This window comes from Enterococcus sp. JNUCC 77 (genome assembly GCF_054819945.1).
Genome location: NZ_JBTHIG010000001.1, coordinates 2,058,507 through 2,083,428 on the forward strand (window position 1 = coordinate 2,058,507; position 24,922 = coordinate 2,083,428).

Sequence of the window (24,922 nt, forward strand, 5' to 3'; positions counted from 1 at the left end):
TAAAGTCAAGATTAAATGCTAAAAATACAGCTGAAAGTATAGTGCTTTTAATTTTTATTAGTCCTCTAAATAACCAACCATTCTTCAAGCTAGATGGTCGGCTATTTTAGTTGTTTCTTTAGAAAGTTTAATAATTATTGTAAGTTAACAGATTGGCGTAAGAAAAGCAGAGTTTTAACCAATGATTATAGTAAAAAACCAGCAAATTTTCATTACCTGGTCCTCCACTATTCTAATCCTGCTGCTCCAGCTTGAATGCATAGCCTTTTCCCCAAACGGTTTGTAAATAGGCACTGCCAAAGCCACAGTCTCGGATCTTCTTTTTCATGCGGCCAACAGTCGCCGACAGATGACTTTGGATGGCAGGTCTATATTCTGTTCCCCAAACCAAATGAGCCAATTCTCTTGGGGTTAATGGTTCTCCTTCAGCTTTTAATAATTCCTTCAAAATATTTTGTTCTACTCTTGTAAAAGTTACTTTTTGAAAAATCAATTCATCACGCCACTCCCATAAAGATGGGTTCAATAATTTGTGTTCTTTTTGAGGTTCTTTTTGAGGATCCTCTTTCTTTTCCACACTCAAGACTTCCCGTATCGTTTCTAAAGAAGTTTCAGGAGATAAATAAATTTGAATCTGTGATTGCTGGCTGACTTCCTCTTCTGTCTCAATTATTTTAATAATTAGTGGTTCCTGTTGGGAGATTTCCGGTAAGATATTTTCACTATCGCTTTTTGTCAATGTATCACTTAATAGCACTACTTCAAATTCCGTAAAAAAATTCTGTGATACTTTTTTATTTCTTATTTCTTTTAACAGCGTTTGACTACATAAGACTTCATGTCCCAATTTGCGAATCCGTGACTCCAACTGTTGTTCTGCATAAACGTTCCTCGTTAAATATAAAATACGAGACATACCTAACACCTCTCTTTTCCTATATGTATAGAGGGAGTTTTTATACTCCCCCAGTCGTTCAATTTAGAAAATAATTAATTTTGACTATCTAAATATTGATATATCCCTAATCTCATTCACCTATTAAAAAGAATAAATAGTGATCAATTAAGTAGAAATAACTTTCGTTCTAATAATTCTTTATTATCAGTGTTCCATTGATTAATAGGCCAGTGTTTATTATTGTCATTTTATTTTGATCAATTCGTGATATTTGTAGAAATGAGCTGATATTGTACAGTCAGAACACCACCAGTATAACTACCTACTCTTTTTAAAGTAGCACCATCTGTGGATGTCAGAGTGATATCTTTTCCGCTAAAAGCAATTACAGAACTAATCTCGATTGTGCCAGATAAAACAATAGGTTCTGCACCAGTAGTTGAAGCGCTCGCTATAGCATCCTTTAGTCCTTGTTCCGTTGTCACTTCACCAATTTGTGGACTCGCACCATTTCTGGTAGTCTCTTTACTGGCTGATGCCTGACTCTCGCCTCCAGTATTCCCATCAGAATTTTGCTTTTCTTCTGTAAATAATTCACCAGACATCCCGACATCTAGTTGATTTTCTTGATCAATATTTTCGGAACTATTTGGTGATGCACTATCTGTCGTCTCCGCTAAAACTTGGACTGGTCCGACTGCTAATTGGCTGATTAATAATATTCCGGTGGCGACTGAGATTAATTGTTTATTCCACTTGATTAATTTAAATTTCTGTCCTTCTTTCATTTTTAATCCTCCTTGACTTTTAACCACATTCATCTAATTATAACAGGTCGAATCCTTTAATTGTGGCATTTTCGTCATTTAATAGACTAAAAATAATACAATAACTTATACACATAGTGTTAACTTAATAATTAATAATATAGATTTTTAATTATAAATAACAACGAATTCTGAGAACAAAGAAATATTAACAGTTTTAGCCATCGTAAATTAACGATTTCTGTCGGTTCTTTTATCTCAAACAATTTTTCAAGCTTAAAGATAGTCACTTTTTCATTAGCCACTCAAAAATAATCCTCTTTTGCGAATATGCAGCAAGCGCTCTCCAAGAATTCTCACCAGCACAAATAAACGGACTAGTTGTTTATACTTTCCCATTAACAAATGCCTTTCTCTCGCGGTGAAATACTCGCCAAATTGATAAATTTCCGCAGCTATATCAGGGGTAGCTGGATTTTTTTGATAGATTTCTCTAACGATTTCCACTAGTGGTAAATCTAGTTTCTCTGCCGCAAGGTTTCGGCGGATTAATAGCGCTTGGATGATTTTCAGACACAAAACTAGATTCGTCGTATTTCTATAGTATTTCGTCACTTGTCGTTGGATTTTTCGATAGTCGCGGTTTAATAGCTGGCGGCAAGTAAAAGGATGTTTTTGCATAATTTTTTCTCCTCATTTTTTCTTCTTATTTCTAATAACGAAAGTTTTGGTGAAAAAGTCCAAAAAATCTTAAAAATATTTTTTTCCGTCCTCCAGAGGACACTCAACTGTTTTAAAAATCCACGACATGAGAAAAATCCTATTTTATTTTTCAGCTAAAAGACCTTGATTTAAAGCCTTTAAAAACAAATGTCGTAGATTAAAAAATCTGTTCAGTGTCATTGAACTTGGCGATTTTTTACAAAATAAAAAAATCCCAACAAGTTGTGCTGGAATTTTGGCGGTTTTAAGTTTTTTAGCTGACTTACTGAAAATTTTTCCAGACAAAAAAACTGCCGACAACATCTTTTTTAATGTTGTCGGCAGTTAAATTTTCGATTATTTTAGTTATCCATCATGATATTCCAAGTAAGACTGGTGGGATTGATCAGAGATTCTTTGTTTCTCCAGCTTAATCTTTTATTAGCTTGCGGGAAACAATGACGATCAGACATAATAGTAAACCTAGAAATACCCAGTCCATATTCGTTAAATCTGCTGTTTGCGGATAACGACCTTGGCGTTCTTGTGTGATAACTAATTTTTGTGTAGTTGTGTCTGTTGTTGGCGACTGATTCGTATCTGTCGTACTTTCAACAGTCAAATTGCCGTTGATTTGAATATCTTTTTCCATCAGCAGCGAACCTTTCTATCACTAGTTCCAAACAACTGGTGTGAATTTCATCGTTAATTGGAATTGTGGTTTTAAGCTACTAGAAACAGTTGCTGAACCAGTATATTTATAGCTAGCTTTGTTAGAATCTGTAACAGCTGATGCAGCTGATGTCATTTTGCCATCTTTATTTGCTAAAGTCATCAAGTTGTCATTTGCAGAAAAAGCTAAACTACCAGCTTCAGCTAGTTTGATATCTGTTCCATTTAAGACAGCATTTAAACTGAAATCATTAGGTAATGTCACAGAGTCATTTTGTTTGAAAGCTGTTGTTGCTAGCGTCACAGGACGTCCTGAGTTATTAGTAATCGTGTAATTTGGTGATTGGAAAGCTGCTTGAGTAGGTGTATTCCAGAAACTTGTCACAGTTGGCACTGTCACATTGACCCAAACTGGATCGCCTTCTGGTAAGCCTGAATCAGGATCAGTATTATCAGCGGCTAAGTTCCCGTTAATTGTGATATCTGCAGTATCTTTTCCATTATCCCGACCATCAATTGTTGATGTTTCATCTGCTAAACTTGTTCCACTAAATCCTACTACGCCAAAAGCTGCTACTAATAAACCTGCCATCATTTTTTTCTTCATTTTGTTCTCCTCTTTCTTCTATCTATTTATTGCACCATTAAGGTTACTGCTGAAGCGACTTCTCCGGTTTTTTTATTGGTATCCGGATCATATAAATTAAAAGTTGCGGTAGCAGGATAATTACCGGCACTTAATTTTTTCTCTAAAGTAGCCTGCTTAATTTCCTCACCTGGCTGAATTGCACCAGAACTATAAACGACATCACCACTACTATCTAACGTCACTACCACGTTGACGGGATTATGGTTACTGTCGGGATTTTTAATTTGTAAGTTGCCAGTCATGTCACTATTGAAGGTGGCTTCTGATGTAATCATCATATTAAATTGGCTGTCATCGACATTTTGCTGTGCCAAGTTTGCCAGTTCTTTATCTGACATCTTAGAGGCATCTTTGCCCTCTGGTAAAAAATCACCAGCAATCACGGTAACAGGTACTTCGTCTTTTTTGATAAACCTATCGTAGATAAAGTATCCACCAACGATTAACAACAATAGCAACAAAAGTAACAACAACCATTTTTTCTTTTTCTTTTCTTCTTGGGGTTTTGTTTCTTCCATCTTGTTCTCCTTTCTAGCTAGTCACGGTCGCTATATCAAAATGCAACGTGTAACTGACATTTTTTATCACATCATAAGGACCAGAAAAATTCCCAGTCACATAAAGATCTGCACCATGATCTGTCTGCCAATAAGGAGTCAGGCTCAAACTTGCGGTACTGCCTTTATTTGCTAACAACGGTCCCCACTTGACTTCATCTTGGGAATCATTTTTTTGGGCAACTAATGAAAGTGCCAGCTGGCTGTCTTTTCCTTCAGTTAATTGATCCACCAAAGTAACGTCACTAGCAGAGCCGCTATTCACGGTTAAATTATTCAATGACAAACTGCGGGTAGTATTCCCGTAATTAATCACTTGATAATTGGCAAAGTCCAGATTGTCTTCTTTGGTAATCTTCGGTCTGAAGGCCCAAAAATCAATCGTAGAAACAATAGATAAATCCTTATACTCTGGAACAGTGACGGTCGCCTGTACCCAATCCGTTGTCGCAGTTGCACCAGTCGTACTTGCGACTGCTTGACCATAGACATAGTAATTTCCCGCCGGCAAATTACTAAAGCTCAGTGGCGCATCTGGCACAGCTGAACTAGTGATTTCCTTAGCAGCATTCGGATTGGTTGTCAGCATTTGATCATAAGCTGTTTTTATATCAGCCTGGGTCGTCAATTGTTGGCTACTTAATAAATAGCGCATCGAATTATTCCGACTCTTCATTGTTTTATAGCCGGAAGTATTGGCATCGATTCGACTGACGCCACGACCTACCGTTTCTGCAGCAGTAATTCCTTCTAAAGACAGCATTCTTTCATAAATAATCGCTGACTTTCCGCTGTAACTAGTGGAATTAACTGTCTGCCATTGATTGTAAGGAACCTTATCCACTAAAGTCGTCGTCACACCATTTGCTTCTGAGTTAATTTGGTACAAGCTATTAGAATCATCTTGCCTCAAAAAATTTGCTGTCCCTTGTGCAATCGCGGCTTGGGAACCAGTAGAACGAAATGCAACTTGACTCGTTTTATTGGCATAGATATTTACTGTTTTAACATTCATGCCCATCGCCTCAGTGGAAAAATTCACTTCCGCATCTTCACCAGTCGAAATATTCATCGTTGATTGCACTCGAATCAGATCGTTATAGGTAGGTTGAAATCCATTGATGCGATTAAAATTAAACTGGGCACTTTTCCCGACATTCAAATTCATCGAACCATTGACATAAAACAATCCATATTTTCCAGATTCAATATTGACTTGAGCATTCTCTTCCAGATTCATCGTGCCATTACTTTTCATCCAGAACACGCCCTCGCTACTAGAGGTATTCTGATGGATCTTAGTGACACTGTCCTTTTTAAAATTGATATTGCTAAAGCCTTCGGAAAATTCTTGGTTATCACCACCTGAACTATCAACATAAAAATCATTCGTTCCACTGAAATTCAAAGTATTATTCCCCACATCTGAATAAAAGGGCTGACCCCCACGACTGACATTGTAGGTGACATTTTCAATATTTACCTGATTTCCTGTGGCATTGCTGGCAACAGTAAGGATCCCGTAATAACTACTAGCATTTTTGTAATTGATATTTTTTAAGGTTATGTTCAAATTATTTAGTCGGACAACAAAATGAATAGCTGTATAAGCTGTCCCAGTATAGGTCAGATTATAATTTCCACCATCAATCACTGTATTCTTATTAATCACTTGCCCAGTAAAGTTATAGTCGATATTGTTTAAAAACTTTATGTACAATGCATCAGATCCACTTGGAATAGCATTAGCCAAAGCACTGGATAGCTCACTGGCATTGGAAACTAGAAAAGGTGCTGTACTGCTTCCTGTTTGGGTCACATCCGCAACTGTTACTTGAGGTTCGTCAGAAGTTTCTGCCACTACTTCTTCATTTTCTGATGAAGCCGTATTAGATGAAGCTACATCAGATGAAGATGCCGTACTTTCTGTTGTGTCACTCGTTATCGCATCCTTAGATTCTGGTAAAGTATCTGTTGTCTCGGAACTTTCTACCGTTGACGTATCTGCAGCAAGTGATTGAACCGGCGATAAAGACATCAAGATTACAAATAATAAAAATAAGTTAATAAGTTTCTTCAAAGTTCAACCCCTCCACAACAAATTTGGTTCTTAACCAGTCCCGAAATAGTATAATCTTTAATCATTATTTTCAAATAAAAAGTCTAAAATAATTCGTTTTGAACAAAATATTGTGTGAATTTCTTATTTCTTAACACAAAAAAACGTGATTATATTAGCTGATTCCAATCGTTATTTAATAAAAAGAGACAATCGTTAATTTTTTATTAAGAGGAGGTTGATACACCGATTCATAAGGCTTTTTCGCCATATACACTTTCCCTAATAATAATACTATTGTTATTTTTGGATTTTATAATGATTATTTTTAGTCATTCTCAATCAGAAAATTCTTTATTTTAAAAATAAAGAAACCGTGTGAAGTTTTATACTTCACACGGTTTCTTATTTGATTCTCAGAAGCTTGAAGAGTGAGCATCCATTAATCTGTCACACTGTCATCTTCTTTTTTCTTTTTGGCTAATGCTAGTAACACAGATCCTACAGCAATGAATCCACCTAACATAGCTAATTGTGCATTTTGTGCTTCACCAGTTTGTGGCAGGGTACCTTTACTTGATGCTGCAGTACTGGTATTCCCTGCTGCCGTTGTACCACCTGATCCGCCAGTCCCATTCGATCTATTACCAGTGGTTGGTAATAATGAACTTCTTGAACCAGAAGTACTTTGCGATTGGGTAGTAGATCCTGAATTACTGATACTTTCAGAAAGCGAATTACTGATGCTGGCCGCTAATGCACTATCACTATTGCTGGCACTGATTGATTCGCTAATCGATGCACTAGTCGAATTGCTAAGCGATTCATTGATGAACCGACTTTCCGACACGCTTGTGCTATCTGATTGGCTAAGTGATTCAGCATTTGAAAGGCTATTAGAAATGCTGGCACTGATCGAGCGACTTAACGATTCCGTTTCTGAAAGACTATTCGAGATACTTCCACTGATCGAACGACTTAACGATTCGAGGTCAGACAAGCTATTTGAATTACTATTAGAAATACTTGCACTAATCGAACGGCTGAGTGATTCGTAATCCGAAATGCTATCTGAGTTACTATCGGAAATACTTGTACTGATAGAACGACTTAAGGACAACTGGTCTGAGACGCTATCAGACACACTTGCGCTAATCGAGCGACTTAACGATTCGTAGTTCGAAATACTATCAGAGTTACTGTTTGAGATACTTGCACTGATTGAGCGGCTCAGTGATTCGTAATCTGAAACACTATCTGAATGACTATCAGATATGCTCGTACTAATCGAACGGCTTAAGGATGATTGATCTGACAAACTATCAGAAACACTCGTGCTGATCGAACGACTTAGTGATTCATAATTCGAAATACTATCAGAGACACTGGCACTGATTGAACGACTTAAGGAATCCATACTATCTGACACACTCGCACTAACTGAGCGACTCAGTGATTCTTGATCTGAGATACTATCTGAATTACTGTCAGAAATACTTGTGCTAATTGAGCGACTTAACGATTCGTAGTCCGAAAGACTATCTGAGTTACTATCAGAGATACTTGCACTGATTGAACGACTGAGTGACTCGTAGTTCGAAATACTATCAGATACGCTGGCGCTAATCGAACGACTCAAGGAATCCATACTATCCGATACACTCGCACTAACTGAGCGACTTAGTGATTCATGATCCGAGATACTATCTGAATTACTGTCAGAGATGCTGGCGCTGATTGAGCGGCTCAGAGATTCGTAGTCTGAAAGACTATCTGAGTTGCTATCAGAAATACTTGCACTGATTGAACGACTTAATGACGATTGATCCGACAAGCTATCAGAGATGCTCATACTAATCGAACGACTTAGTGACTGGTAATCCGAAACACTATCGGAATTACTATCAGAAATACTTGCACTGATCGAGCGACTTAATGATTCATAGTCTGAAATACTATCAGATATGCTGTCACTGATTGAACGACTCAAGGAATCCATACTATCCGATACACTCGCACTAACTGAACGGCTTAATGATTCGTAATCCGAAACACTATTGGAATTACTATCAGAAACGCTAGCACTGATCGAACGACTTAATGACTGATAATCAGATAAACTATCGGAGTTACTGTCGGAAATACTTGCACTGATCGAGCGACTTAATGAAGTTTGATCTGACAAGCTATCCGAAATACTCATACTAATCGAACGACTTAAGGATTCTTGATCTGAAATACTGTTCGATAAGCTATCACTAACTGAACGACTTAATGACTCGTATTCTGAAAGGCTATCTGAATTACTATCTGAAATACTTGCACTGATCGAACGACTTAGCGATTGATAATCCGAAATACTATCTGAATTACTATCGGAAACACTTGTACTAATCGAACGACTTAAGGATTCATAATTCGAAATACTATCTGATACACTTGCGCTAATTGAACGACTCAAGGAATCCATGCTGTCTGATACGCTCGCACTAACTGAGCGACTTAGCGATTCATGATCTGAGATGCTATCTGAATTACTATCGGAAACGCTAGCACTGATCGAACGACTTAAGGATTCTTGATCTGAAAGGCTATCAGAATTATTGTCGGAAATACTTGCACTAATTGAGCGGCTCAGTGACTCGTAATTCGAGATGCTATCCGAATTACTATCAGAAATGCTGGCACTAATCGAACGACTCAACGATTCACGATCTGAATTACTATCTGAGTTACTATCAGAAATACTTGTACTGATTGAACGACTTAGTGACTCATAATTCGAAATACTATCCGATACACTCGCGCTAATCGAACGACTTAAGGAATCCATACTATCTGACACACTTGCACTAACTGAGCGACTGAGTGATTCACGATCTGAGATGCTATCTGAATTACTATCGGAAACGCTAGCACTGATCGAACGACTTAAGGACTGATAATCAGATAAACTATCTGAATTACTATCGGAAATACTTGTACTAATTGAACGGCTTAGTGACTCTTGTTCTGACAAGCTATTAGACAAGCTGGTACTAACCGAACGACTGAGTGATACGTAATCAGAAATACTATCTGAGTTACTATCTGAAATACTTGCGCTAATCGAGCGGCTTAGTGACTCATAGTCCGAAATGCTGTTAGAGATACTATCGCTAACTGAACGGCTTAGGGATTCGTAATCCGAAGTACTATCTGAGTTACTATCTGAAATACTTGCACTGATTGAGCGACTCAGCGATTCATAATCCGAAATACTGTTAGAGATACTATCGCTAACTGAACGGCTTAGAGATTCGTAATCGGAAACACTTGTCGAATTACTATTAGAAATACTTGCACTAATTGAGCGACTTAATGATTCTTGATCTGAAAGACTATCGGAATTACTATCGGAAATGCTGGTACTAATTGAACGACTTAATGACTCGTAATTCGAAATACTATCCGATACACTCGCGCTAACTGAACGACTTAAGGAATCCATACTATCTGAAACACTTGCACTAACTGAGCGACTTAGTGATTCACGATCTGAAAGACTATCGGAATTACTATCGGAAACACTTGCGCTAATCGAACGACTTAGTGATTCGTAATCCGAAGTACTATCTGAGTTACTATCTGAAATACTTGTGCTAATCGAGCGGCTCAACGATTCATAATCCGAAATGCTGTTAGAGATACTATCGCTAACTGAACGGCTTAGTGATTCGTAATCAGAAACACTTGTCGAATTACTATCTGAAATGCTAGCACTGATCGAACGACTCAATGATTCTTGATCTGAAAGACTATCGGAATTACTTTCAGAAACACTTGCGCTAATTGAGCGACTTAGTGATTCACGATCCGAAAGACTATCGGAATTACTATCGGAAACACTTGCGCTAATCGAACGACTTAGTGATTCGTAATCCGAAGTACTATCTGAGTTACTATCTGAAATACTTGTGCTAATCGAGCGGCTCAACGATTCATAATCCGAAATGCTGTTGGAGATACTATCGCTAACTGAACGGCTTAGTGATTCGTAATCGGAAACACTTGTTGAATTACTATCTGAAATGCTAGCACTGATCGAACGACTCAATGATTCTTGATCTGAAAGACTATCTGAATTACTTTCAGAAACACTTGCGCTAATTGAGCGACTTAGTGATTCACGATCCGAAAGACTATCGGAATTACTGTCTGAGATACTTGCGCTAATAGAACGACTTAACGATTCATAATCCGAAGTACTATCTGAGTTACTATCTGAAATACTTGCGCTAATCGAGCGGCTCAACGATTCATAATCCGAAATGCTGTTGGAGATACTATCGCTAACTGAACGGCTTAGTGATTCGTAATCGGAAACACTTGTTGAATTACTATTAGAAATACTTGCACTAATTGAGCGACTTAATGATTCTTGATCTGACAGGCTATCGGAATTGCTATCAGAAATGCTTGCGCTAATAGAACGACTTAACGATTCATAATCTGAAACACTATCGGAATTACTGTCTGAGATACTTGCGCTGATTGAGCGACTCAACGATTCATAATCCGAGATGCTGTTAGAGATACTGTCGCTAACTGAACGGCTTAATGATTCTTCAGCTGATAGACTGATTGAATTACTATCAGAAATACTTGTACTAATTGAGCGACTCAATGATTCTTCGTCTGATACGCTATCCGAATTACTATCTGATAGACTCGCACTTATCGAACGACTTAGTGATACTTCATCTGACAAACTATCTGAATTACTGTCACTGATTGAGCGACTCAATGATTCTTCATCCGACAAACTATCTGATGTGCTGTCCGATAGACTCGCGCTGACCGAACGACTCAACGATTCTTCATCTGACACGCTATCTGAATTACTATCTGATAGACTCGCGCTGATCGAACGACTTAACGATATTTCATCTGACAAACTATCCGAATTACTGTCACTGATCGAGCGACTTAGCGATTCCTCAACTGACAAGCTGTCTGAATTACTATCGCTGATTGAACGACTTAGCGATTCTTCATCTGACACACTATCTGAATTACTATCTGATAGACTCGCGCTGATTGAACGACTTAACGATATTTCATCTGACAAACTATCCGAATTACTGTCACTGATCGAGCGACTTAGCGATTCCTCAACTGACAAGCTGTCTGAATTACTATCGCTGATTGAACGACTTAGCGATTCTTCATCAGACACACTATCTGAATTACTATCTGATAGACTCGCACTTATCGAGCGACTCAATGATTCTTCATCAGACACGCTATCCGAATTACTATCCGATAGACTCGCGCTGATCGAACGACTCAATGATATTTCATCTGACAAACTATCTGAATTACTGTCACTGATCGAACGACTTAGTGATTCCTCGACTGACACGCTATCTGAATTACTATCTGATAGGCTCGCACTTATCGAGCGACTCAATGATTCTTCATCTGACACACTATCTGAATTACTATCTGATAGACTCGAACTTATTGAACGACTCAATGATTCTTCGTCTGATACGCTATCTGAATTACTATCTGACAGACTCGCACTTATTGAACGACTCAATGATTCTTCATCTGACACGCTATCTGAATTACTATCTGATAGACTCGCGCTGATCGAACGACTTAGCGATTCTTCATCTGACACGCTATCTGAATTACTATCTGATAGACTCGCGCTGATTGAACGACTTAGCGATTCTTCATCAGACAAGCTATCCGAATTACTGTCACTGATTGAACGACTTAATGATTCCTCAGCTGATATGCTATCTGAATTACTATCTGACAGACTCGAACTTATCGAGCGGCTCAATGATTCTTCGTCTGACAAACTATCCGAATTACTATCCGATAGACTCGCGCTAATCGAACGACTCAACGACTCTTCATCCGACACGCTATCTGAATTACTATCCGATAAGCTTGCACTGATTGAACGACTTAATGATTCTTCATCTGATACGCTGTCCGAATTACTATCTGATAGGCTCGCACTGATTGAACGACTCAATGATTCTTCATCCGACAAACTGTCTGATGTGCTGTCCGATAGACTTGCACTAATCGAACGACTTAATGATTCTTCGTCTGACAAGCTGTCTGAGTTACTATCACTGATTGAGCGACTTAGCGATTCCTCAGCTGATATGCTATCTGAATTACTGTCTGAAATACTTGTACTGATCGAACGGCTTAATGATTCTTCATCTGACACGCTATCTGAATTACTATCTGATAGACTCGCGCTGATCGAACGACTTAGCGATTCTTCGTCTGATAAGCTGTCTGAGTTACTATCGCTGATTGAGCGGCTTAGCGATTCTTCATCAGATACGCTATCTGAATTACTATCCGATAGGCTCGCACTTATTGAGCGACTCAACGATTCTTCATCTGACAAACTATCCGAATTACTATCTGATAGGCTCGTACTTATTGAACGACTCAACGATTCTTCATCCGATACACTATCTGAATTACTGTCTGATAGGCTCGCACTTATTGAACGACTCAACGATTCTTCATCTGACAAACTATCTGAATTACTATCCGATAGACTCGCGCTGATTGAGCGGCTTAATGATTCTTCATCCGATATGCTGTCTGAATTACTATCGCTGATTGAACGACTTAGCGATTCTTCGTCCGACAAGCTATCTGAATTACTGTCTGAAACACTTGTACTGATTGAGCGACTCAATGATTCTTCGTCTGACAAACTATCTGATGTGCTGTCCGATAAACTTGCGCTGATTGAGCGGCTTAACGATATTTCATCCGACAAACTATCCGAATTACTATCACTGATTGAGCGACTTAGCGATTCCTCAACTGACAAGCTGTCTGAATTACTATCACTGATTGAGCGGCTCAATGATTCTTCGTCTGATACGCTATCCGATGTGCTATCCGATAAACTTGCACTTATCGAGCGACTCAATGATTCTTCATCCGACAGGCTGTCTGAATTACTATCCGATAGACTCGCGCTGATTGAACGGCTTAACGATATTTCATCCGATAAACTATCCGAATTACTGTCACTGATTGAGCGACTTAGCGATTCCTCAACTGACAAGCTATCTGAATTACTATCTGATAGACTCGCGCTGATCGAACGACTTAGCGATTCTTCATCCGACAAGCTATCTGAATTACTGTCTGAAACACTTGTACTGATTGAGCGACTCAATGATTCTTCGTCTGACAAACTATCTGATGTGCTGTCCGATAAACTTGCGCTGATTGAGCGGCTTAACGATATTTCATCCGACAAACTATCCGAATTACTATCACTGATCGAGCGACTTAGCGATTCCTCAACTGACAAACTATCCGAATTACTATCTGATAGGCTCGCACTTATTGAACGACTCAACGATTCTTCATCCGACAAACTATCTGAATTACTATCCGATAGACTCGCGCTGATTGAACGGCTTAACGATATTTCATCCGATAAACTATCCGAATTACTGTCACTGATTGAGCGACTTAGCGATTCCTCAACTGACAAGCTGTCTGAATTACTATCTGACAGACTCGCACTTATTGAACGACTCAATGATTCTTCATCTGACACGCTATCTGAATTACTATCTGATAGACTCGCGCTGATTGAACGGCTTAACGATTCTTCATCCGACAAGCTATCTGAATTACTATCCGATAGACTTGCACTGATCGAACGGCTTAGTGATTCTTCATCCGACAAACTATCTGATGTGCTGTCCGATAAACTTGCGCTGATCGAACGGCTTAACGATGTCTCATCTGACACACTATCCGAATTACTATCCGATAGGCTCGCACTAATCGAACGACTTAGCGATTCTTCATCTGACACACTGTCTGAATTACTATCGCTAACTGAGCGACTTAACGATTCTTCATCCGACACGCTATCCGAATTACTATCTGATAGGCTCGCACTGATTGAACGGCTCAATGATTCTTCATCTGACACGCTATCTGATGTGCTATCCGATAAACTTGCACTAATCGAGCGGCTTAACGATTCTTCATCCGATACGCTATCCGAATTACTATCTGATAGGCTCGCACTTATTGAACGACTTAGTGATTCTTCATCTGACAAGCTATCTGATGTGCTGTCCGATAAACTTGCGCTAATCGAGCGGCTTAATGATTCTTCATCTGATACGCTATCCGATGTGCTATCCGATAGACTTGCACTGATTGAACGGCTAAGTGATTGTTCGTCTGATAAACTATCTGAAACAACATCAGAAATACTTGCACTCACTGAGCGACTATTAAAATCACTTTCGGAATTACTTGCACTAATCGAGTTACTTGTGCTGTAACTTAGACTTTCTTCTACACTCTTACTTTCAGAAATTTCATTACTATCACTTCGAGAAATGGAGATCGATTGACTTACTGAAGCACTGACTGAGCGACTTCTTGATTCTGATTCACTTACTACAATAGATAAGGATTCTGATTCTTCGATACTTTCCGACGTACTGACACTTCTTGATGTCGAATAAGATTCACTTACTTCTGAATCAGAGTAGGATGTACTGATTGATTCGGAAGCTGAGAGAGATTCTTCTAGTTCTGAATCAGAATTAGACATACTAACTGAGGTTGAAATTGATAATGAATCATCTATCAACGAATCTGAACTTGATGCCGAAATTGATAACGAATCATCTATTAATGAATCTGAACTTGACGCTGAAAATGATAACGAATCGTCTATCAATGAATCTGAAGTTGATGCTGAAATCGATACTGAATCATCTATCAACGAATCCGAGATAGAGTTACTAATAATAAGAGATTCGGAAATTGAGATAGATTCCTCATATTCAGATTCTGAATCAGAAATACTTTCTTCTAAGGATTTACTTGCTGATATCGATTCACTGTTTTCAAAACTGGAAGAGATACTTTCTGATAAAGAAAATGAATCACTAATCTCTTCGCTGTCTGAAATTGAATCTGAAATGCTATCTGATATCTCTTCTGACATGGACAAGCTCATTGATTCTTGTAATTCACTATCAGAAACTTCAGCACTTTCTGATTCCCAGATAGATTTACTGATTGATTCTACTTCTGAATCAGATAATGACTTAGATTCTGAAACTAATTCAGAGTCGGATAAAGAAATAGATTCCGAAACACTTTCTGATTCACTAATTGATGCTGATTCTGAAGCTGAAATAGGTTCTTCAGCATAGGTAACTTCAAAGATCTGTGGTGTAGCATCTTGTTGTTGAACACCATTACTGGTTGTATCAAATGTTGAATTGGCTGCTAAAGCTTCAGCTAATGTGTTGTAATCCGTATCATTTGGCCCTTTAACAGTATAAATGAATCCGTATCTTTCTAAATCTGCATCGGTTTTCGGAAGTACAATATTTTCATTAGATCTTCCTGCCACACTAAATCCTGCATCTTCACCAATATTATTTGGAATTGGTCCATATAATTCAGTATCATCACCAGGATTGTGCAGTGGTTCATTTGTTGAGGTGATTCCTGCAATTTGATAATCAGGGATTAATTCCACTGTTATATTTTGCGGAGTACCATCTTGCGTTGCACTTGCACCATTTGGCGTATTATCATATACGAATGCTTCAGCTGCTGGATCTATATGGTAGCCTGGTTCAATGATATCTGCACCAACTAGATCTTCAAGACTGATTTGTTGACCTGTTTTACCCGTATACGTTTTACTAGTTGCCTGTTCCGGATTATCCATACCAAGACCGTCAGATTTTGTAAAAGTGACGTTTACTTGTTGCATATCTGCAACGACATAAATTTGAACTGTATCAGGAGTCACTGTATCTTCGGGTACAACCGTACTAGTTGGTTGGGTAAATGTTTGTCTACTTGAATTTATTAACTCATCACCAGTTGCATAGTGAGTACCGTTTGGTAAGTTGGTTTGACCACCTGATTCAAATGGTGATTTCGTATAATAATCATTTGTCCAATCAATCGTATTTCCGTAATTGGCTGGAAGCAAGTTTGTACCTGAAGCTTCTAATGAAGGTGTAACATAATCACTTTGTATAACAGCACCAGATTCAACATCAACATATTCATAATGAATATTTGGATTTGGTTTACCATACAGATAAATATTGTAAGTGTATTCTTCATTCTCCATTGGAACAATTGCTACACCAGCTTGTCCATTATCACCATCATCTTCCGTACTTGTTGGGTCGCCACCATCTTGGTTAGCACCGGTTGGTATTTGACTTCCAAGTGCCCACATGTAGTTTTCAGGAATTTGGTTCACATACTCTTCAGTTCTTAGTTGAATAAACTGACCAATATAATTATTTTCTGGTGTAATCGGTACATCGACTGTTTGAGCTGTTGAGCCATCTGATAAAATATAGTTGACTTTTATTGCACCTGGGTCAATTGCATTAGTTAAAATTTCTCTGGTCTTATTAGTAATTACATTCGAATAGTTTATAGAATTCCCATCAGCATACGTCAGCGTTGAATATTGTCCACCATAATACGACAAAGTAACGAATTTATCTCTAGCTGTACCTTCTGGAAGATTTCCTGAATAATTACTCTCCCATGAGTTTATGGAAGAATTATTCATCCTAAACTCACTGCTTCTACCGTTACCTGACCCTCCAACATAAAAAGCTTGCCCCTCTGCAGGAGCTCCTGAACCGTTTAACCTAGCAATATGAAGAGATTTCGGAGAAATAAAGTTTAATAGTGAACCACCTTCAAGTCGGACAACGTTATTAGAATTCCATTGTTCGAGATTTAAAGTTGTATTTGCATTGAAAACAACCGTACTTCCTTTTGTAAGGTAAAAAGCGTAAATACCAGTAGTTCTTGAGGCTGTCATGTTAAGATTTTGACCAAAAGTAATAGTTCTTCTTCCTGTATACCAATAAGTATCATCAATCAATCGTCTAAATCCGTCTTGATTCCAAGTTACATCATCCCCCACGTCCCATCTACCGTAATCGGAGAATACTGCAGGATAATCATTAGCTGTTACATTAGGATTTTCATTAAAGTCTAGCGTTGCACCATCTCCAACCGTAAAATAGCGATCAGCATGGGACCAACCTGGAATGCTTATATCATAAAAGTAAACAGCTGAATATTGACTATAGGCGGGTGTATTAGGCCTTGCTGTTTTTATGTTAGTATTATTGGCAATCGATAGACTACCAACCTGTACAAATTCATGATCAGTCTCTGCATAAATATTACCAGATAGATATACGTCACCTCCAACGTTATTAACAAGACGTGGAGATACTGCAGTTTGAGCATATACACCGTTAGTGTTAGGATCCGTTCTCGGTGTTAAATTAACATTATTAACATTAACTGTAACACCAGTCCTATAGTCATTTACATCTATTAATGCTCTATTATATCCTGCATAACTTGAAATTCTAGAGTCCGCACTATCCCCCTGTTGTACGTTCAAATCCGTAATGGTGACCTGAACAGTATTTCTTGCCATTTGAGCAGTCTTAGTCATTGCAAATTTAGATTGCCATAAATTAACATTATGACCGTTCCCATTAACAATAACATCCGTTCCTGCTGTACTAACATTCCTCAACATACTAGTACTGACTGCTGAAGTAGGTGCATCAAAATCTTGTGTAATATCAATAAATTTAACAGTAGTATCTTGCCACGCAGACTGAAGTTCTTGCCACGTTGTAACTGTCCTTAAGGTTCCTGCAGCTTCCGCATCAGCATGATAAGTATCAATATTAGCAATTGTATCCGGAACATCTACTGTTATAGATGTTGGTTTAGGAACAGGTGTAGGATCAGCAATTTCATTATCAAAATCTGTTCTCCCGTTTTCAACTCCTCCATCTGCATCACTTGCAACAGTTCCAAATTCAGCTAGAGCATAAGCTGAACGTGACGTAAAGTTCGTGACTAAATTGTTCTTTGCGGAGTATTCCGCTGCGGCTTCGATTAGATCGGTACTTGGTGTCAATCCATCTTTTAATCCGATGTTTAATTCATTGGTGTCTGAATTATGATCGACTTGTGCATCTTGGCTAGCTGCCGCTTCATTTAATTTCTGGTCAGTGCCTAATGCATCAGATATTGCCGGTTTTGTTGCTGAAGAATCTTCCGCTGTTGTATTATTTTCAGCTGCGGGTATGGTAGTCCTCTCTTGATTGGCTAAGAGGTCACTGGTATCCGCTTCTTTACCAGCATCGGCTTGTGTGTTATCAGGAACACCATACGATTGCGAAGCAAAGGCATTAATCCCTAATACACCACCAACAGCCGTAATCATGGCATACATCCAATGTTTGCCACTTTTGTACATCTTGTAGTGCTCTTTTTTGTTAGATTCTAACAGCTTTTTTAAATTATTTTTACGGCTCATATATCTCTTATTATCCCCTTTCTTTTGATTAACGTTTTTTTACTATTTCTTTACTAAATTAAGAAATAGCAGTCATCGTCATTTATAATTTTCTCATAAAATTTTATATTTTGTTATATTTGTGCCGAAAATGGGACAAATTATTTATAAACAATTATTTTAAATAATAAAAATGATAAAAACGCTAAAAAACAGTGTTTACAGACTTTAATATGTCGATAAACACTGTTTTACATTTATTTTATTAGTTATATTGATAATTTTTTTCAACTTACAGGGTTTTTTATTTTAATTTCATCGGAATTATTAACAATAATTCAATTTTTATTTTTAAAAATATAAAAAACAAATGAAATTATTTCATTTTTTATTAAAAAATGTTTTCTGACTGTCAAAATTTATCGAAATTGATATGTTAAATGGATTAGATATCTTTTTAGTTTGCAATAGCTGACGTTAGCAGACAATTACGTCCCAAAAATGAGACCTTTTATTTATAAATTTGATTCTCATGATATCCTTTTCTCATAACTAAGAAAGGGGTTTCACTATGAAAAAATTTACTAAGTTGTTTGTCGTTCTGTCTCTCCTGTCTACTGTGCTGTTAATTGGAAGTTCTTCATTTGCTGATAATGAAACTGTGCAAGCTACAGAATCAACCTTAGATATTAATCAATCGGTAAGCACTGACCCTAGAATTAAGAATGTTAAACCTGCCTACTATCCTGCAAGTCATAAAGGACCAACTTACCCTCACTATTTTGATTATGCGTATACTCAACCAGATGGAGATAACGTCTTCGCATACACTTTAGATAATGAACCTTTATATATAAATGGTTGGGACGGTAGTTACGGTAACGTTGATTGGGAAACGCAAGGAACATATATCACCAAATTCACACTTGCTCAAAAACAAGAGGATGGTTATTTAGACCCTGAAACTAACATTGAAACAGAATTTCCAATAATAATAATGGATAATTCAATTCCTATAAAACCAATAAAATTTAGCGCATTCAAAGAAACCCCTGAATATTCAGAACTTATGGACACAGTATTCGGAACTGATCACATTTATGGAACTGATAATTATGGTTTCCCATATAGAGTATCTAGTTTCAATTATTATTCTTTCGATGTAACAAATCCTGGCATATATAAAGCAGAACTTTACCTTATGAGCGATAGAAATAGAACACCTGGTGAACCTCCTAGTGATGCATGGCCTATTACTCATGTAATAGAGGTTCCAGTAATAGTTGAAAAATCCAATGATATTCAATTGTCAATATCTCCAGAAACTTTTAATTTACAAATTGGTAAAACAAAAATCCTAAAAACTACAATTACACCTGAGCCATCAGAAACTCCAAAAATTACTTGGTCTAGCTCTGATGAATCAATAGCCAGAGTGTTCAGTAATGGTAAAGTTCAAGGGGTTTCCGCTGGTACTGCAACAATCACTGCTACAACTGAAGATGGTCTTTCTGCAACGTCAACAGTTACAGTTGAATAATTAATACTTCCCCTCACTAATCAAGGTGAGGGATTTTATTTTCCATAAAAGGCTGAGTTACTTAAATTTTCTTATGATATAATTTATAAAAAAGGAGAATTGAAATGCTTTTTCTAGTAGACATACTCTTTATTTCTTGTTTTTTCATTTTAGCTCACTTATATTCTGAAAGAGCAGATGAAAATCACTTCATCAAAATTAATAACAGTGAACTTTGGCTGCTTCGAATTTTCACAATAGTTTACTTAATTTCTATAAGTTCATCAGTTGGTTCAATTATCAAAGTATTCATAAGTTTTCCCTTTCCAAATCTTGATTTTTCAAGCTTTGATTCATTAAGGTTCTATCAAATTATTATAGAGTTTTTACCATTTGTAATCTTATTTGGATTTATAATGATAATTAGTTTTATAATTGTTTATGTTGCTTATATGACATTTTTCGTTTGGTTTTATGCAAATAAAAAGCATCTTAAAATTAAACTTATGAGTAAAAAATTTATTATGTTCTGGTTAGCAATTTCTATTATGACTTTCGTTTTAATCTCTCCTTTCGAAGTAGTAAAATTAATAAGAGATATATTTACTATTTTAATAGCTGCATCGTTATTCAAAATAATTAATAAAAAAGACAAAAAAGTCTGAATGCTATTCTAAACATACATTTTTTCTTTTATTTTGGTGATTGAGCTGAGTTTTCTGCTATCTTGGTGGTTAGCCGATTACTAAAATCATCAAAAAAAAAGACAAACACAAAAGACTATTTTACAGTCCTTCACATTCATCTTAATGAATAATTTTTTATATTTTACTCCTTCAAATGCTTCTCAACTGATGCCAGCGCACTGGCAATCACCTGATCCATATCATAATACTTGTATTCTCCTAGTCGTCCACCAAAAATAAATTGTGGGAATTCTTCTGCTAGTGAGCGATAGCGATTTACCATCTGAGTATTTTTTTCATCATTGACTGGATAATAGGCTTCTTTTTCTGGTGTCCACTCGGTTGGATATTCTTTTGATAGAATCGATTTATTTTGATTCCCTTTTTTATCAAAATGACGCCATTCGATACTGCGTGTAAAAGGTGTTTCAAAGTCGGTGTAATTAATCACCGCATTTCCTTGAACATTGTCACTTTCCACCAGTTCATTTTCAAAGCGAACAGAGCGATATTCTAGATGTCCAAATTGATAATCAAAAAATTGATCAATCATGCCAGTAAAGATAATCTTAGGAAATTCCTTGATATATTCTTTTCGTTGATCGAAAAAGTCTGTGTTGATTTGTACATCAATATTTGGATGATCCAGCAAATTCTCAAATAATTCCGTATATCCATTTGCCGGTATTCCTTGATACTGATGATTAAAATAATTATTATCAAAAGTGAAACGCACCGGCAATCTTTTAATAATCGATGGTGGAAGTTCAGTTGTTTTTCGGCCCCATTGCTTTTCGGTATAGCCTTTGATGAGCTTTTGATAGATATCTTGACCGATTAAATGAATCGCCTGTTCTTCTAAATTTTGCGGTTCTTGCTTCAATTGACCAGCTTTTTGTTGTTGCTGAATTTTTAGTTTGGCTTCTGCTGGTGTTTTGACGCCCCACATTTGGTAAAAGGTATTCATATTGAAGGGCAAGTTGTACAGCTCGCCCCGATAGTTTGCCACTACTTGATTGATATAGTTTTTAAAAGTCGTAAAACGATTAACATAATCCCATACTTTTTGATTATCAGTATGGAAAATGTGCGGCCCGTACTGATGAATTGTGATTCCTTCTTCAGAATAAGTATACATATTTCCAGCAATGTGGTCTCGTCGTTCGATTAACAGGACTTTTTTTCCTGTTTCAGCAGCTTCTCTTGCCCAGATGCTACCAAAAAAGCCTGAACCAACGATGAGATAATCATAATCATGCTTATTCAAATTCATTATCTTTTTCCTCATCTTCCAAATGATCTTCTGAACCTGATTTTGATCTTTTTAATTTAAAGGATTTTGGTGATTTTTCAGCACGTTCTTTTATAATTGCTCTTAATTCTTGTAGCGCTGTTTGTTCCTCCAGAATTTTAGCTTGTCGTGCTTCTTCTGCCAATTTCGCAGCTTCAACTTTTTTATCACGAGCCAATTGAAAATAATTTTTTGAGATAGCTTGGATATCATGTCTTTGATTCGACAAACGTTCCTCTGTTTCAGCTAATTCTGTTTTACTCATTTTTTTAACAATCATTAATAACTCGGTATTAGCTGCAGTTTCTTCTGTGTCGATTAAAACCGGTGCGCCTTTTTTTAAAGCCTCCAAGCGTTGCTCAATTTTTTCTAGTCGCAGTGTTAATGGGCGGATGGATAGTGACGGATTGTCTCTTTTTTCTTTCTGATCTATTTGATCTTGGGCAATCATTTTTTCTTTTTTACGTTTTTTTTTAGCTATTCTATTTTTCATTATCTTCGATCACTTCTTTTGGTTCAGGAAATAGAATATAATTTTCAAATTGATTGATGGCATTTTTTGTGAACATGCCTTCTCTCAAAACTTTACTGAATTTAATCACTCTATTTTTTACAGAGATTAGCTCTTGTGCATCGATCGAAACCATCAAGTCATCGATTTCATCTAAAGCAGATATCGTGTAGCCTAGCCCGTATTTTTTTACCATGATTGCTGCAGCAGATTCTTCCCAAACAATCACTGGCATACCTAAAGACAAATATAGTGAAATTTTGTGAGGCGCGTTGTATTTAGTATAGCGACCGTAAAAACCACCATCTGGAATGTCTTCATCCCAAGCCAAACCAAAACCATCATTTGGCAACATGCGTAACAATTCGTCTTGCAAAAATTCACCTTGGTAATCGATCTGCTCACTTAGTTCAACTTTTCCTTTGCGTCCATAAACAATCATTTTTGTCTTAGCATCCCATTCTCTTAAGAATAAAGATTTTTGTACATTTCCAGCAAAAACAATTTTTTTATTTAAGGTATTTACAGGTTTTCCTACTAAATCTGGGACTAAGTAATCAAACAATTCTTTGTGAATCATTTTAGTGGTCACACCAAATGCTCTTAATTCATCTTCCATTCGTTGGTTATGAACAATTAAAACATCCGCCATATTGAAAAGTTTTTTCTCATCGTTGTAGCTAGATCCGCGGATGAGTTCTGAATCGTGAACTAAAATAGCGACATGCATTCTTCTCATCTTCATCCGGTTAATAAAAGTTTCTTCAAAAAGACCACCGTTGTAATTAGGGTATTGATAAATCAGTAAATCACCCGGTTTGGCTGCCGCAGTAATACCGTCAATTCTTGACTTTAGTGCATCCAGCGTTTCATTGGGATCTTGGTAGCGGTAAATATACAGCGGATCATAACCAACCGATCTACCAATCTCACCGATATCTCCTCTTGATTTTGAGACAGCATCCACTGACGCTCCCTCAATGATGTGGGTTAACCATTTTTTCAAAAAAATACTCCTCCTCTTTAATTAAATCGCCAAAAAAATCAGTTTCACATTTTGGTAGACACCAGCGACTTTCCTCAAAATTTTTCCTAAAAGTAGCGATGAAGGCTTCATCTCGATGCTCTTCGTTTAAAAGATTGTCTAAGAATACTAAAATATTTTCGGTATATGAATCTAATCGATAATTATCCGCTAAAATTTCAATCGCTTTTATAATTAGCGGCTTTGTATTTTCTGGCGAGATAACTGAATAAAACATGGTGATATCTACGACGCAGCCAATCAAAATTGAGATACTTTCGTCATTGTATTCACAAGCCAGCTTCCGTAAGGTTTCGTGTTCCAGCAACAGCATCTCTTTTTCCATCGAGCTTTCTGGTAAATCAAATTTTTGTTTGATTTTTAAAGTTCCTAAATAGAGTAAAATATCAAAGATACTTAAGAAATCAATACTTAAAAAATAGCTCTCAATTTTTTCTAGTGAGACGGCTGCACTCTCTTCTTGCAAAGAATTTATTACTAAATCGGCATAGGTCAGCATCAGAAAATAAGGGGTATTATCATCACCGATTTTCCGATATTTCTCTAATTTATTTTTGATTTGAATAAATTGTGCGAATTCAGCTTGCTCGTCTGACAATGAAGTATAAATTAACAATGTCAGTAGCTGGAGCTGTTCATCCGTTGATGAGACAACTAGTTGCAGCAGTTCAATGTCTGAGATATTCAAGACTTTCTTTAGTCCGATAATCATCTCCATCGGCAAATCAACCTGATATTGTAGCCAGCGATAGTAGCGAGATTTCGATAAATTAATCTTTTTTTCAAAAACCCTGACTGGAATCCCTTTTTTCTTACGAATGTTTTCTAATTCTTCACGTCTGAGATTGACAGCTACAACCGACATTTGTGGTTCTTTTAGTCCGGGGTTTTTTTTGTTAATCATTCGGTTAATACTTAATAGATCTTTTTGCATAGCTGTTCCCTCCTTTTTACTTATTGGAGTATTGCAGTGATTAACGAATACGCTAATGAGCCAATCACTACAGCCGACATGATACACGTTAGTATCACTCTAAAAAACTTTTCTTTTTTAGAATCCTCTTCTGTATTATCCACAACTTTATTTTCTTCTGTTTCAAACCGTTTATCGATTTCTTTTGATAGTTGATTCTTTTCCATAAGACCACCTCATTATTGTTTGTCTA

At 37.0% G+C, this 24,922-nt stretch carries 15 protein-coding genes; 2 read left to right on the top strand and 13 right to left on the bottom strand.

Translation table 11 applies throughout. The features are described from left to right. Positions 1–232: 232 nt before the first annotated feature. The 8 genes from ACVWNY_RS10070 to ACVWNY_RS10105 all read right to left on the bottom strand — a co-directional run bounded on the left by ACVWNY_RS10070 (position 233) and on the right by ACVWNY_RS10105 (position 18,665). Positions 233–916, bottom strand: coding sequence for a winged helix-turn-helix domain-containing protein (locus ACVWNY_RS10070; protein ID WP_218326940.1), 684 nt, complete (start codon positions 914–916; stop codon positions 233–235). A gap of 239 nt (positions 917–1,155) precedes the next feature. After that, positions 1,156–1,686, bottom strand: a complete 531-nt coding sequence (locus tag ACVWNY_RS10075) for a hypothetical protein (protein ID WP_218326941.1) — start codon at positions 1,684–1,686, stop codon at positions 1,156–1,158. A 276-nt stretch (positions 1,687–1,962) separates the two neighbouring features. Further along, positions 1,963–2,346 carry a hypothetical protein gene (locus tag ACVWNY_RS10080; protein WP_218326942.1) on the bottom strand — a complete coding sequence of 128 codons (384 nt, stop codon included), beginning with the start codon at positions 2,344–2,346 and terminating at the stop codon, positions 1,963–1,965. 451 nt (positions 2,347–2,797) lie between these two features. Beyond that, a complete protein-coding gene (locus tag ACVWNY_RS10085) occupies positions 2,798–3,019 on the bottom strand; it encodes a hypothetical protein (RefSeq protein ID WP_438719577.1) in 222 nt (73 codons plus the stop codon). 21 nt (positions 3,020–3,040) lie between these two features. Then, positions 3,041–3,646: a hypothetical protein gene (locus ACVWNY_RS10090; protein ID WP_218327766.1), complete on the bottom strand. Its 606-nt coding sequence runs from the start codon at positions 3,644–3,646 to the stop codon at positions 3,041–3,043. Positions 3,647–3,672: 26 nt separating this feature from the next. Then, the gene (locus ACVWNY_RS10095) at positions 3,673–4,206 is read right to left on the bottom strand and encodes a hypothetical protein (protein WP_218327765.1); all 534 of its coding nucleotides are present in this window, start codon (positions 4,204–4,206) and stop codon (positions 3,673–3,675) included. Between the two features lie 13 nt (positions 4,207–4,219). Beyond that, a complete protein-coding gene (locus ACVWNY_RS10100) occupies positions 4,220–6,325 on the bottom strand; it encodes a hypothetical protein (RefSeq protein ID WP_454071309.1) in 2,106 nt (701 codons plus the stop codon). Positions 6,326–6,746: 421 nt separating this feature from the next. Next, positions 6,747–18,665, bottom strand: a complete 11,919-nt coding sequence (locus ACVWNY_RS10105; protein WP_454071310.1) for a pectate lyase-like adhesive domain-containing protein — start codon at positions 18,663–18,665, stop codon at positions 6,747–6,749. A 610-nt stretch (positions 18,666–19,275) separates the two neighbouring features. Between ACVWNY_RS10105 and ACVWNY_RS10110 the strand changes: the two genes are divergently transcribed. After that, positions 19,276–20,244, top strand: a complete 969-nt coding sequence (locus ACVWNY_RS10110) for an Ig-like domain-containing protein (RefSeq protein ID WP_246601485.1) — start codon at positions 19,276–19,278, stop codon at positions 20,242–20,244. A 104-nt stretch (positions 20,245–20,348) separates the two neighbouring features. Beyond that, a complete protein-coding gene (locus ACVWNY_RS10115) occupies positions 20,349–20,888 on the top strand; it encodes a hypothetical protein (protein WP_218326193.1) in 540 nt (179 codons plus the stop codon). Positions 20,889–21,051: 163 nt separating this feature from the next. On the opposite strand, the gene glf is transcribed toward ACVWNY_RS10115, so the two are convergent. From glf to ACVWNY_RS10140, 5 genes are read right to left on the bottom strand one after another with little or no spacing between them, the layout of a single operon-like run. Continuing rightward, positions 21,052–22,182: a UDP-galactopyranose mutase gene (gene glf / locus ACVWNY_RS10120; protein ID WP_218326194.1), complete on the bottom strand. Its 1,131-nt coding sequence runs from the start codon at positions 22,180–22,182 to the stop codon at positions 21,052–21,054. Continuing rightward, positions 22,169–22,693, bottom strand: coding sequence for a hypothetical protein (locus ACVWNY_RS10125; RefSeq protein WP_218326195.1), 525 nt, complete (start codon positions 22,691–22,693; stop codon positions 22,169–22,171). Before ACVWNY_RS10125 ends, glf begins: the two co-directional genes overlap by 14 nt. Further along, positions 22,683–23,717, bottom strand: a complete 1,035-nt coding sequence (locus ACVWNY_RS10130; protein ID WP_218326196.1) for a glycosyltransferase — start codon at positions 23,715–23,717, stop codon at positions 22,683–22,685. The genes ACVWNY_RS10125 and ACVWNY_RS10130 overlap by 11 nt, the downstream gene beginning before the upstream one ends. Then, entirely contained in the window at positions 23,689–24,690 is a 1,002-nt protein-coding gene (locus ACVWNY_RS10135; protein ID WP_454071311.1) for a helix-turn-helix domain-containing protein, read from the bottom strand. Before ACVWNY_RS10135 ends, ACVWNY_RS10130 begins: the two co-directional genes overlap by 29 nt. Before the next feature lie 20 nt (positions 24,691–24,710). Next, complete coding sequence (locus ACVWNY_RS10140) at positions 24,711–24,896, bottom strand: hypothetical protein (protein WP_218326198.1); 186 nt, start codon at positions 24,894–24,896, stop codon at positions 24,711–24,713. Between the last annotated feature and the right edge of the window lie 26 nt (positions 24,897–24,922).